At 68.1% G+C, this 12,255-nt stretch carries 13 protein-coding genes; 7 read left to right on the top strand and 6 right to left on the bottom strand.

Going from position 1 to position 12,255, the window contains the following annotated elements; genetic code table 11:
* The first annotated feature begins 97 nt into the window (after nucleotides 1–97).
* Complete coding sequence (locus ACODS0_RS22920) at nucleotides 98–586, top strand: GyrI-like domain-containing protein (RefSeq protein ID WP_431151541.1); 489 nt, start codon at nucleotides 98–100, stop codon at nucleotides 584–586.
* Between the two features lie 61 nt (nucleotides 587–647).
* Nucleotides 648–1,382: a helix-turn-helix transcriptional regulator gene (locus ACODS0_RS22925; protein ID WP_055399814.1), complete on the top strand. Its 735-nt coding sequence runs from the start codon at nucleotides 648–650 to the stop codon at nucleotides 1,380–1,382.
* Between the two features lie 271 nt (nucleotides 1,383–1,653).
* Here ACODS0_RS22925 and ACODS0_RS22930 read toward each other — a convergent pair whose 3' ends face one another.
* Nucleotides 1,654–2,598 (bottom strand): LytTR family DNA-binding domain-containing protein, encoded by a 945-nt coding sequence (locus ACODS0_RS22930; protein ID WP_488837373.1) that lies wholly within the window; start codon nucleotides 2,596–2,598, stop codon nucleotides 1,654–1,656.
* A 180-nt stretch (nucleotides 2,599–2,778) separates the two neighbouring features.
* Between ACODS0_RS22930 and ACODS0_RS22935 the strand changes: the two genes are divergently transcribed.
* Nucleotides 2,779–4,008 (top strand): acyltransferase family protein, encoded by a 1,230-nt coding sequence (locus ACODS0_RS22935; protein WP_488837375.1) that lies wholly within the window; start codon nucleotides 2,779–2,781, stop codon nucleotides 4,006–4,008.
* 10 nt (nucleotides 4,009–4,018) lie between these two features.
* Nucleotides 4,019–4,513, top strand: coding sequence for a GNAT family N-acetyltransferase (locus ACODS0_RS22940; RefSeq protein ID WP_487261636.1), 495 nt, complete (start codon nucleotides 4,019–4,021; stop codon nucleotides 4,511–4,513).
* Between the two features lie 13 nt (nucleotides 4,514–4,526).
* On the opposite strand, the gene ACODS0_RS22945 is transcribed toward ACODS0_RS22940, so the two are convergent.
* The 3 genes from ACODS0_RS22945 to lplT form a co-directional block, all read right to left on the bottom strand.
* Complete coding sequence (locus ACODS0_RS22945) at nucleotides 4,527–5,015, bottom strand: glutathione peroxidase (RefSeq protein ID WP_488837377.1); 489 nt, start codon at nucleotides 5,013–5,015, stop codon at nucleotides 4,527–4,529.
* Nucleotides 5,016–5,089: 74 nt separating this feature from the next.
* Entirely contained in the window at nucleotides 5,090–5,986 is an 897-nt protein-coding gene (locus ACODS0_RS22950; protein ID WP_488837379.1) for a DMT family transporter, read from the bottom strand.
* Nucleotides 5,987–6,178: 192 nt separating this feature from the next.
* Nucleotides 6,179–7,483: a lysophospholipid transporter LplT gene (gene lplT, locus ACODS0_RS22955; protein ID WP_488837381.1), complete on the bottom strand. Its 1,305-nt coding sequence runs from the start codon at nucleotides 7,481–7,483 to the stop codon at nucleotides 6,179–6,181.
* Between the two features lie 135 nt (nucleotides 7,484–7,618).
* Between lplT and alr the strand changes: the two genes are divergently transcribed.
* Both alr and ACODS0_RS22965 read left to right on the top strand, forming a co-directional pair.
* Nucleotides 7,619–8,734: an alanine racemase gene (alr, locus tag ACODS0_RS22960; protein WP_121507873.1), complete on the top strand. Its 1,116-nt coding sequence runs from the start codon at nucleotides 7,619–7,621 to the stop codon at nucleotides 8,732–8,734.
* 128 nt (nucleotides 8,735–8,862) lie between these two features.
* On the top strand, nucleotides 8,863–9,726 hold the full coding sequence (locus tag ACODS0_RS22965; RefSeq protein ID WP_488837383.1) for a hypothetical protein: 864 nt from the start codon (nucleotides 8,863–8,865) through the stop codon (nucleotides 9,724–9,726).
* A gap of 125 nt (nucleotides 9,727–9,851) precedes the next feature.
* On the opposite strand, the gene ACODS0_RS22970 is transcribed toward ACODS0_RS22965, so the two are convergent.
* Nucleotides 9,852–10,325, bottom strand: a complete 474-nt coding sequence (locus tag ACODS0_RS22970; protein WP_055399835.1) for a MarR family winged helix-turn-helix transcriptional regulator — start codon at nucleotides 10,323–10,325, stop codon at nucleotides 9,852–9,854.
* 68 nt (nucleotides 10,326–10,393) lie between these two features.
* On the opposite strand from ACODS0_RS22970, the gene ACODS0_RS22975 reads away from it, so the two are divergent.
* Nucleotides 10,394–11,206, top strand: a complete 813-nt coding sequence (locus ACODS0_RS22975; protein WP_488837385.1) for a siderophore-interacting protein — start codon at nucleotides 10,394–10,396, stop codon at nucleotides 11,204–11,206.
* Nucleotides 11,207–11,360: 154 nt separating this feature from the next.
* Here ACODS0_RS22975 and ACODS0_RS22980 read toward each other — a convergent pair whose 3' ends face one another.
* Nucleotides 11,361–12,248: a LysR family transcriptional regulator ArgP gene (locus tag ACODS0_RS22980; protein WP_488837387.1), complete on the bottom strand. Its 888-nt coding sequence runs from the start codon at nucleotides 12,246–12,248 to the stop codon at nucleotides 11,361–11,363.
* Between the last annotated feature and the right edge of the window lie 7 nt (nucleotides 12,249–12,255).

Raw genomic sequence — 12,255 nt, forward strand, 5'->3', positions numbered from 1 at the left:
CAGGTTGTCAGTAGCGTGCACGCACCATGCCTCTCATGCACGGCGCCCAGCGGCCCGCGCGTCAATTCCATTCATTGAAGACCAGAGAGGACCCGCCATGACAAACACCCCCGCAATCATCCAGATTCCAGCATTCAGCGTGGCCGGCATCGCCGTGCGCACCCGCAACAGCGAAGAGATGAACCCCGCCATCGCGCGCCTCGGAGGCCTGTGGAACCGTTTCTTCAGCCAGAGCTGGGAGCGCAAGCTGCCCAGCCGGGGCGACGATGGACGCATCTTCGGCGTGTACAGCGGCTACGAGTCGAACGAGCACGGCGCCTTTGATGTGACCGCCGGTGTGGCCGTGGCCGACCCCGATGGGGCCCAGGCCGTACCCGGCGCCAGCCGCGTTGACATTCAGGCTGGCGACTACCTGGTCTTTACCGGCCAGGGCGATATGCCCCAAATGGTGATCGACACCTGGGTGCGCATCTGGCATTACTTTGCCGAGAACCCGCAGGTGCAACGCCGCTTTGGAACCGACTTCGAGGCCTATGAGGGCCCGGACCAGGTGGCCATCCATATCGGAGTGATGCTTCAAAATTAATAGCTTGTAGCGCTTGATGGATAAGCGCTAGGGCCTTAGAACTCTGAAAAAATAAACCACCATGCGCCGCGCCGACCGCCTGTTTCAGATCGTCCAGCTCATCCGGGGTCGGCGCTTGTCCACGGCCGCCTTCCTGGCCGAGCGGCTCGAAGTCTCGCAGCGCACCATCTACCGCGACGTGGCGGACCTCCAGCACCAGGGCGTGCCCATTGAGGGCGAGGCCGGTGTGGGCTACCGCCTGGGCGCGGGTTTCGAACTACCGCCGCTGATGTTCAGCCAGGGCGAGGCCAACGCCCTGGTGGCCGCCGCGCGCCTGGCCCAGGCCTGGCTCGACGCTGGGCTGGCGCGCGAGGTCGAAGGGGCGCTGGGCAAGATCCTGTCGGTGCTGCCCCCCGCTGCCCGCGTAGCGGCCGAGGCGCAGGCGCTGTATGCGCCATCGGTGGGGCTGGACCCGCGCGTGCAGGCCACCCTGCAGGCCCTGCGCGAGGCGGTGCACAGTCGCCACGTGGTGCAGATCAACTACGCCGACGTACACGGCCGCCCCAGCCTGCGCCGCCTGCGCCCGCTGGGTTGCTTCTACTGGGGCAAGGTCTGGACGCTGTCGGCCTGGTGCGAGTTGCGCAATGACTTCCGGGGTTTTCGCATCGACCGCATCGTGGATCTGGTGGTGCTCGACGAACAGTTCCGCCAGGAGCCTGGCAAGACCCTGGCCGACATGCTGCGCAAGGTGGAGGCGGAAATGGCCGCCTGCCCGCCAGAATGGGGGGCTGCGCAGACGCCGGGGCTCAATGCCTGAAGTGAAACACCCCCTGAGTCGCTTCGCGCCTTCCCCCTCTCTCTCCTCGCTGCGCGAGTCGGGAGGGGTACGCCCCCAGCGCGGCGGGGCGGCCCTTGCGCGGGGGCACTGGCCTTGGCCGCGCCAGTTTTATGCGTGGAGGGTGGCGCGCAGAACAATGAATAACTGACATCGATTCGCGTTTGATCGCCGCAAGCCGTCCACGCTCAGCGTGAAGGGTTGTGTTTTGTGAACGCAGTCGGGTATGGGGCTTGAACAGCTCCCGAGGTATTTAGCCCGCGCGGGGCGCCAGCCCGTCCCGGTAGCGCCGACTGCAGGGCACGCTGCTGCCGTCCTTCATCACCAGGCGCGCGTCGCCGCTGTCCAGCGGCTCGATCACGGCGATGGCGTCCAGATTGACCGCGTAGCTGCGGTGCACACGCACAAAGCGTGACGGGTCCAGCTGGGTGAGGAAGTCGGTGAGCGTGGAGCGCAGCAGGTAGTCGTGCCCATTGACATGCAGGCCCACGTAGTTGGACTGGGCCTGCAGCCAGGCGATGTCGCCTGCGGCGATCAGGAACTCGCGGCGCAGCTTGCGCACCAGGAAGCGTTCGGGGCGTTGTGCGGGCGGGGCGTGCGGGGTTTCGGGCGTTGATGCCGGGGCTTGCGCGGCGGGCGTTTCGGGCACGTCCTGCACCTGTGGCGCGGGCGGTTCGGGGGCATCCAGCACGCGCGCCTCGCCCTGCAGGCGCAGCAGCAAGAAGCGGTAGCTGACCAGCGCGCACACCGTGAGCGCGTAGCTGCGCACGTCTTTCAGGTATTCATACCCCCACTGCGCCCACCAGCTTGGCGGCTGGTAGCGCTCGCCCAGGGCCGCATAGCCCGCATGGCGCAGCGCCCACATGCCCGCCAGGTGCACGGTGCAGTAGGCCACGCTGGCCAGCACGTGCCAGGGCAGATGGCGCCGCAGCGTGCCCCAGCGCAGCACAAAGCGCCGCTCGAACGCCACCACGGCCGGGATCAGCGCAGCCACCACCAGCGCGCTCGTCAGCTCCCACAGCAGCGGCTCCCACGCGGCCACGGTCCGCCCGGCGCTGCGCAGTTCGATCCGGGTCACCACCGTGTTGAAGGTCGCCTGCACCAGCAGCACCACGGCCCAGAAGCTGACTTCCGCACGGCGCCGCAGGGCGCGGTCGTGGGGGTAGCGGTCGATCCAGGCGGGCGCGGGGGCGGTCATGGGTGGCAAGTGTAGGCAGGGCCGTGCGCCGCCGGGCGGGAGTTTCCCTGGGGCGGTTTCTTTTCGTCCCTCCTGCCCGCCACTGGTCCCAGGGGCACCCCGGCCCGTCCCCCGGCGGTGCCGTGAGAAGGGGCGGGGCCGCAGCATCGGGCCCTGTGCCTACCCTGTCTGCGTTGTGCCATGTCTACACCTTCCTGTGCCTCCACCCCCGTCCGCCGCCATGACATCGACGCGCTGCGGGCGCTGGCCTTTGCCCTGGTCATCCTGTACCACGTGGCCATGTATTACGTGGCCGACTGGCACTGGCACCTCAAAAGCCCGTACGTGGCGGAATGGCTGCAGGCGCCCATGCGCGCGCTCAACCTCTGGCGCATGGACCTGGTGTTCCTGGTCTCGGGCCTGGCCTTCGGGCTGGTCCGGCGGGGGCAGTCGGTGGCGGGGCTGGTGCGGCTGCGCAGCCTGCGCCTGCTGGTGCCGCTGGCCTTTGGCATGGCCGTCATCGTGCCCTACCAGCCCTACGCGCAGGGGGTGGCCAACGGGCTCATCGCGCCGGGCTTCGGCGCCTTTCTGCTGCGCTACTACAGCGGCAGCACCTGGCCGCCGGGCGCATTTGACGGCTGGCACGCGGGCGTCACCTGGAACCATCTGTGGTACCTGGCCTACCTGTGGGCCTACACCGTGGTGCTGGCGGCGCTGCTGCCCTTGGCCGAATCCGCCGCCGGGCAGCGCCTGCGCCGTGCCTTCACCGGGCTGCGGGGCGCTGCACTGATGGTGGTGCCCGTGCTGCCGCTGGCGCTGTATTCGGTGCTGCTGTGGCCGCATTTGCCGCCCACGCACGACCTGGTCCATGACGGGTGGCTGCACGCCGTGTACTTCACGGTGTTTGTCTACGGCTACTGGATCGGGCTGGATACCGGTCTGTGGGTCGAACTGGTGCGCCTGCGCTGGCGCACCCTCGGCCTGGCGCTGGTGCTGCTGGTTCTGTACCTGGGTCTGCTGGGCCTGGCGCAGCAGCACGGCGTGCGGTCCGCGCGCTGGCCGCTGCGCGTGCTGGCAGACGTGTACCTGTGGGCGGCCCTGCTCACTATCCTGGGTTGGGCCCATCACCGCCTCAATCGGCCCTGGCCCTGGCTGCGCTGGGCCAGTGAGTCGGTCTACCCCTGGTACCTGCTGCACCAGACGGCCATCATCGTGCTGGTGGTGTGGCTGGCGCCTGCGCAGCTGGGGCCGGTGGTGGAGCCGCTGGCCGTGGTGGCCGGGACGGTGGGGCTCTGCTGGGGGCTGACGGCGGTCGTGCAGCGTGTGGGATGGTTGCGGCCGTTGTTCGGGTTACCCGGCCGAAGCCAGGTGCCATCGGCCAGGCTGACGGAAGTGGGATTGTGTGCAGACCCGGTACCCCCCGTGCGCTGACAATACCGCCATGCCGCCCAGCGCAATAGCTTCTGCCGTCCTGCCTTTCATGCGGCCCGCGACCGACGCCGACTCTGCCAGCCTGGCCCGCGTGTGGCGCCGGGCCTGGTGCTCCGCCAATCCGTCGGTGGAGTCGGTGGCTCCGCCCGGCCAATGGGAGGCGCGGGTCAGTGCGGAATTCGGTCCGCCCTGTGTCACGCTGGTGTGTGCCGAAGGGCCAGAGGTCACGGCGTTCCTGGTGCTGGATGTGGCCTGCGCCCATCTGCACCAGCTGTTTGTAGATCCCGATTGCCAGGGCCAAGGCGTGGGGGCCGAATTGCTGCAACAGGTGCATCGCCTGTGCCCAGGGGGCTGGACCCTGCATGTGGCCACGGCCAACCACGGCGCGCGGCGCTTCTACGCACGCCATGGCTTGGTGGAGGGGCTGGTCGACACCCATCCTGCCACGGGCCGGGAGCGGGTGTTGTGCCGGTGGTCGCCCCCTGCTACGCCTGCCGCAGGCTGAACAGGTCGGTGATTCAGGCGGCCAGCGCTGCCTCGATATCCCCCGCCAGCTTCTTCGGCGCATCCTGCGGCGCATAGCGGCGGATCACCCGGCCGTCCTTGCCGACCAGGAACTTGGTGAAATTCCACTTGATGGCCTTGCTGCCCAGCAGGCCCGGGGCTTCGGCGGCCAGCCACTGGTACAGGGGTGAGGCATTGGCGCCATTCACGTCGATCTTGGCCATCATCGGAAAGCTCACGCCGTAGTTGAGCTGGCAGAAGCTGGCGATCTCGTCGTTGCTGCCGGGGTCCTGGCTGCCGAACTGGTTGCAGGGGAATCCCAGCACCACCAGACCCTTGTCGGCATATTGCTTGTGCAGCTCTTCGAGCCCGCCGAACTGGGGCGTGAAGCCGCAGGCGCTGGCAGTGTTCACGATGAGCAGGACCTTGTCCTTGTACTGCGACAAGGGCACGGTCTTGCCGTTCATCTGCTGGGCTTCAAAGTCGTAGATGTTGGTGGGCATGCGGAACCTCCGGGGTTGGGATTGACGGGCCATGGTAGCCCCTGCCGCCAATCCGCGTGCGGCGCGTGGCCTGCTCAGTGGGCCGTGGCGCCGGGGCGGCGAAACTGCAGCGCCGCGAGCAAGGATGCCAGCAGGATCAGCGCGCCACCCAGCACGGTCCGCGTGCTCAGGGTGGCGGCGCCCAGCAGGGCCGACGACACGCTGGCAAACATCACCTCCGACAGCATCACCAGCGCCGTGGTGCCCGCCGCCAGGCGCGCGGCGCCGAACTGCAGCGCCCAGTTGCCCAGCATGAGCACCCCCGCCAGCAGCAGGCCGGTGACGACCCAGGTGCTGTTGGGGGCAGGGAAAGGCTCCACCACACCCACTTGCAGTCCGATGCAGGCCACCACCAGCGCCATGAGCATGCAGCCGCCGAACATGGTGACCATGCGCGCAGGCCCGGGCACGGCGTGCAGGCGGCGCAGCGTGACGTTGGTGAGCGCGAACATGAAGCCGCCCAGCAGGGCCAGGCCGTCGGCCAGAGACAGGTTCTGCAGCAGGCGCGTGGCGGGCGCGCCCTCGGGCAGCAGCACCAGCACCACGCCTCCAAAGGCCAGCGCCAGGCGCAGCAGCGCCGAGGGCGTGGGGCGCTCGCCCAGAATGCGCCAGGCCAGCAGCACGGCCCAGGCGGGCATCAGGTAGAACAACAGGATCACGCGCACAACGTCGCCAATGGTCACGGCCCAGTTGAAGGCCACGTTGTTCAGCCCCGAGGCCAGCGCCAGCAGCCACAGCTGCGGGTGCGCCCGCACCTGCGCCAGGATCCCCGGCCGCCAGGCCAGCAGCGCCACCAGCACCACGGCGTACATCGACGCCGTGGCCCACAGCGGATGCAGCCCCGCCTGGTGCATGCGCTGAAACGGCCACCACGCCAGGCCCCAGACGAAAGCGTTGAACAGCAGGGCGGCAAAGGGCAGGGGAGATTGCATTGAGAGTAAAAATAGGCTCTAGCGCTTTATGGATAAGCGCTGGAAGCTATAAATTATGTAGCAATTTGCGCCAAGTCACACAGCGCTCAAAACAGGCACGCCCCAAGGCCAGTGCACCCGTGGAACTGGATCTGCCAGGCCAGCGGGTGCGTCCCCCTCAGGGGGAAGGCGCCGAAGGCGACTCAGGGGGATTCAGTGGTGCGTATCGTGCCGCGCAATGTCCAGCAAGTGGTTCACTTCGTCGCGGTAGTTGATGCAGTTGCGCTGGTGCCAGCGGCGGATGATCCACATGATTCCGGCCACCACGAGGCCAAAGGTGACGATCGCGCCAAACACCGACAGCCCCAGCTTGAGCGACAGGCTGTAGAACGCGCCCAGGCCCAGGATGCAGGCCTGTTCGTTGAAGTTCTGCACAGCAATCGACCGGCCCGCGCCCATCAGGTTGTGGCCCCGGTGCTGCAGCAGCGCGTTCATGGGCACGACCAGGTAGCCGCCCAGGCCGCCCAGCAGGATGAGGAAGGGTATCGCCAGCCAGATGTTGCTGATGAACACCATGAGGATCAGCAACAGCCCCATGCCAATACCCAGCGGGATCACCTTGGTGGCCATGTCCAGGCGCATGCGCATGGACGCCACCACCGCGCCCACGGCCGTGCCGATGGCCACCACACCGGTGAGGGCCGAGGCCTGCGTGGTGTTGTAGCCCAGCGCCACAGCCGCCCAGGCCAGCACGATGAACTTGAGGTTGCCGCCTGCGCCCCAGAACAGGGTGGTGGTGGCCAGTGAGATCTGGCCGAGCTTGTCGCGCCACAGGCGGCCGTTGCAGGCCCAGAAGTCGGGCAGCAGATTGAGTGCGTTGGCCAGCACGCTGCGCGAAGGGTCGGCGCGCAGGGGGCGCATCTCCACCCCGGTGTGCGGGATGCGGGTGTTGAACCAGGCCGCCAGCGCATACACCGCAATCAGAGCGGCGATGGCGGATTCGGCGGGCGTGTCCACGCCGGTGTCGATCATGGGGATGTCGATGCCCAGCAGCATGTGCGACAGGTGCTGCCCCACCAGCTGGCCGCCAAACAGCACGCCGAGGATGATGGACGCAATGGTGAGCCCCTCGATCCAGCCATTGGCCTTGACCAGTTGCGAGGCCGGTAGCAACTCGGTGAGGATGCCGTATTTGGCGGGCGAGTAAGCCGCCGCACCCAGCCCCACCACCGCATAAGCCATCAGCGGGTGCGAGCCAAACAGCATCATGAGGCAGCCCACCACCTTGATGGCGTTGCTGACAAACATGACCTTGCCTTTGGGTAGGGCGTCGGCAAAGGCGCCGACAAAAGGCGCCAGCACCACATAGAAGAGCGCAAACATGGGCACCAGGGCGGCGCGCTGCCACTCGGGGGCACCTTCTGTACGCAGAAGCTCCACGGCGGCCACGAAAAGTGCGTTGTCGGCCAGCGAGCTGAAAAACTGCGCCGACATGATGGTGTAAAAACCGCGCTTCATCGAATGGCTGGTGGCAGCATCAGTTCGGCTGATGCCCTGTTAAATGTGGGGACCCTGGCAAGTGACGGACGGTTATATCACGCGGATAAACGGCCACGGTGCCAGAATCCGGTGCTTCCCACCCGGTCAAACCCCATGCCCCGTCCCATTGCCGCCACCATCCACACCGCCGCCCTGCACCACAACCTGGAGCGTGTCCGACAGGCGGCCCCTGATGCCAAGGTCTGGGCTGTGGTCAAGGCCAATGCCTACGGGCACGGCATCGAGCGCGCGTACGAAGGCCTGCGCGGCGCCGACGGTTTCGCGCTGCTGGACCTGGCCGAGGCCGAGCGCGTGCGCCATCTGGGCTGGCGCGGGCCCATCCTGCTGCTCGAAGGCGTGTTCGAGCCGCGCGACCTGGAGCTGTGTTCGCGCCTGGGCCTGTGGCACGCAGTGCATTGCGACGAGCAGATCGACATGCTGGCCGCCCACAAGACGCAGGTGCCGCACCGTGTGTTCCTCAAGATGAACTCGGGCATGAACCGCCTGGGCTTTGCGCCCCAGCGCTTTCGCGCGGCCTGGGCGCGCCTCAATGCGCTGCCGCAGGTGGACGAAATTTCGTTCATGACCCACTTCAGCGACGCCGATGGCCCCCGGGGCGTGGCGCACCAGCTGGCCGTGTTCAACACCGCAGCGCAAGACCTGCCGGGCGAGCGCACGCTGAGCAACAGCGCCGCCACCCTGCGCCATGCGGCGGACGCACGCGTGCGTGCCGACTGGGTGCGGGCCGGCATCGCGCTGTATGGCAGCGCCCCCGACTACCCGGAGCACACCGCCACACACTGGGGCATGCGCCCCACCATGACCCTCGCCACCCGCCTCATCGCTACGCAGCAGCTGCAGGCGGGCGACACCGTGGGCTATGGCTCGCGCTTCACGGCCGAGGGGCCGCTCTTGATTGGCGTGGCGGCCTGCGGCTATGCCGACGGCTACCCGCGCCACTGCGACACCGGCACACCCGTGCTGGTCAACGGCATCCGCACGCGGCTGGTGGGGCGGGTGAGCATGGACATGATCACGGTGGATCTCACGCCGCTGCAGCAGGCGGGCGTGGCCGCAGGGTTTGGCAGCGAGGTCACGCTGTGGGGCCAGGCCAGCAACGGCACGGTGCTGGGTGTGGACGAGGTGGCCGCCGCTGCGGGCACCGTGAGCTGGGAGCTGCTGACGGCGCTGGCCCAGCGGGTGCCGGTGTCGGTGGACGGCAACGCCTGATTCGTCGACAAGTTCACGCACGGCCGTATGCAGGGCTGCAGCGGCGCGGCAAACTGGTGTGAAATGGCGCGGTTCTGGTCGAACATGCGGCCGGCGACCACCCACTTTTCACCGCAGGCGTTCCCTCCATGGCCACTTCCCGCAGCGACCACAGTAAGAAGAAAACCTCCACCTGGCGCTCCGTGCGCATGCCGCACCACGGCACGGTGGCGCGCACCCTGCAGCAGCGCTACAGCCTGCGCTGGCATGGGCTGCTGATCGGCAGTTTCACGCTGCTGCTGATGTGGTGCACCTCCCATGTGCAGATGCTGCTGGGCGTGGAGTCGCTGGCGCTGCGGTATTTCGTGACCCTCTCGGTCGGCTACCTGGGCTACCTGCTGGTGTTGCGCGCCTGGGCGGCGCGGCTGGTGCAGCAGGAACGAGCATCCCATCACGACGGCAGCAGCCTGGATGTGCCCGATGTGTCCTGGCCCAGCGGGTCTTCCGGCGGCGGCAGTGGCCAGGTGCCGCTGCCGCGCACCGGCGGCGGTGATTTTGGCGGCGGCGGCGCATCCGGTGACTTTGGCGGTGCGTGGACGCAGGGCCTGTCCAGCGGGGGCTCCGGCAGCGATTCCAGCGCGCTGGGCGACCTGGCCAGCGGCGCCGCCGACGCCATTGGCAGCGCCGACGAAGGCGCGGTGGTGGTGGTGCCCGTGGTGGCGATTTTTCTCATCGGCGCGGCGATCATCTTTGGCGCGGGCTCGCTGGCCATGCTGTTCTTTGGCTGGGACGTGCTGCTCACGGTGGCGGTAGAGATCGCCTTCTCGGTGGCCACCGCCCGTGCCGCTGTGGGCGTGGAGCGCGAGGGCTGGCTCACGGCTGCCGTGCGCCTGACCTGGAAGCCGCTGCTGGGCGCGCTGGTCTGCGCCGTGGTGCTGGGCGCCTCCATCGACCATTTCATGCCCGGCGTGCAGTCGCTGCCCCAGGCCGTGCGGGTGATCCAGGGGCAGTGATGGAAAAGATGAAATGCTACTCAATTGATAGCTATAAATGTATATCCATAAAGCGCTAGGCCCCGGTTTTCACCATTTTTCCCTCTTGGAGCGGGGGCGGGCCTCCTGCGCCTCCCTTCCCGTCGCTAGCTGCGGCAGTCCCGGCCGCCCTGGCAGCCGGTGTCGATGGCGTCCAGGTTGCTGCGTACCTGTGCCAGCAGGGCGAGCAGCTGGGCCTGCGTGGCGTCGTCACACCCCTTGAGCAGCGACGCCGCCAGCCCCCGGCGGGCGTCGCGCAGCGCCTGGTGCAGGGCCGCACCCTGGGCGCTCAGGCGCAGGCAGCGGCTGCGCTTGTCCTCGGCATTCGGTGCGCTCTCCAGCCAACCCTTGTCCTGCAGCATCCCCACCATGCGGGCCACCTGTGCCTTGTCGGCACCGCTGTGCGCCACCAGTTCGCGCTGCGTGGTGCCAGGGTGGCGCCCCACGAACATCAGCGCCCGCACTTCGTTGTGCGTCAGGTCGGGGTGGATGGCGGCCATCGTGCGCACCATGTGCGCCCGGTAGGCATGCAGCAGGTCGTGCATGGCTTCAAAGACATCGGCGGGTGCGTGGGTCGTCATGGCGAAATGTGGTTGACAAAATCAACCAATGCGCAGATCATTGGTTGACTAAATCAACATTTTAAGCCATGAACGCACCTCTGCCCACCGCCACGCCCCCGATTGACGCTGCACACCTTGCCGTCGAACGTGTCCGCCATCCCTTGCAAGCCCGCCACCTCCAGGTGGTGCGGCGCACCGCCGTCAGCCCAAGTTTCGTGCGGCTCACCCTGGCCGGGCCCGAGCTGGCCGGGTTTGTGAGCGCGGGGTTTGACGACCATCTCAAGCTCATCCTGCCCCAGCCGGGCCAGGAGCGCCCCTCGCTGCCGTCCCTGCAGGACGGGCGCCCGGTTTTCCCCGATCCGCGCCCCGTGCTGCGCGACTACACCCCTGCACGCCATGACGCCGCCACGGGCGAGCTGGACATCGAAATCGCCCTGCACGACGCAGGCCCCGCCACTGACTGGGCCGCCAGTGCCGCCGTCGGCCACTGGGTGGGCATTGCCGGGCCGCGCGGCAGCATGGTAGTGCCCACCGGGTTTGACTGGCACTGGCTGCTGGGCGACGAAACCGCGCTGCCCGCCATCGCCCGCCGCCTGGCCGAGCTGCCCGCCCACACCCAGGCCACGGTGCGCATCCAGGTGCGCAACCCAGCCGACCAGCGCGCGCTGGCCAGTGCGGCACAGCTCGACCTGCAATGGGTGAGCGCGCTGCCCGCCGCCGTGGAAGCGCTGGCGCTGCCAACCGGCGCTGGGTTTGTCTGGGCAGCCGGCGAACACAGCGAGATGGCCGCCGTGCGCCGCGCCATGCTCGCCAAGCCCGGCGTGGACGCCAAGCGCATGCGCATCTCCGCCTACTGGAAACGTGGCGCCGCCGACCACCACGAAGACTTAGTCCAGTGAACCTGAGAAATCGGCGGTACGTGAGTACCTAGCCGCCCCGCATGCGGGGCGGCTAGGCACTCACCCAAAGGGCCGGGGCCCCACGAGTCGCAGTGCAGCGTTGCAGTCCTTGGAACACCGGCGTACCGTCGATTTTTCAGGTTCACTGGACTACTCAGCGCAGCAGGGTAAGCCCCGCCGCCCGCTGCACTGCTTCGGTCATGTGGTGCAGCGCCTGCACGTTCAGGCGCCAGCATTGCCAGTACAGCGGCACGTCCACCGGCTTGCCCGGAATCAGCTCGACCAGCGTGCCAGTCTCCAGGTCGTGCTGCACCATCGGGTCGGGCGTCATGCCCCAACCCAGCCCGGCCCGGGTGGCCATGACAAACGCGTTTGCCTCGGGCAGCCAGTGCACGGGCGGCGTGAGTTTGCGGCGCGTGATGCGCCCCACAAACCGGGCCTGCAGCGCATCCTTGCGGTTGAACACCAGCATGGGCGCCGTAGCCAGCGCAGCAGCGGTCACCCCCTGGGAAAAGTAGCGCTGCATGAACGCGGGGCTGGCCAGCGCCCGGTAGCGCAGCGTGCCCAGCGGGAGCACCTTGCAGCCCTGCACGGGTTGCGGGTCGGCCGTCACGGCGGCCATCACGCGGCCTTCGCGCAGCAGGTTGGCTGAATGGTCCTGGTCCTCCACATGGATGTCGAAGGTGATGCTCTGGCCCTCGGCTGCCTGGGCCATGGCGTGCGGGAACCAGGTGGCCAGCGAGTCGGCATTGACGCCAATGGCCAGGCGCGTGGACGTGTGCTGCCCACCGCCAATGGTGGCCAGCGCGTCGGTCTCGCTCAGTGCCACTTCGCGTGCATGCCGGTACAGCGCCTGCCCGGCTTCGGTGGGTGTGCAGGGCGTGGCGCGGCGCACCAGCACCTGGCCCACGCGTTCTTCCAGCAGTTTCACGCGCTGTGAAACCGCCGAGCGGGTGACGTGCAGCACGGCGGCGGCCCGCTCGAAGCTGCCCTCGTCGATCACGGTGGCAAAGGCGTTGAGCTGGGCAGAGTCGAGGCGCATGGTGCGT

The organism is Acidovorax sp. FG60 (genome assembly GCF_057808995.1).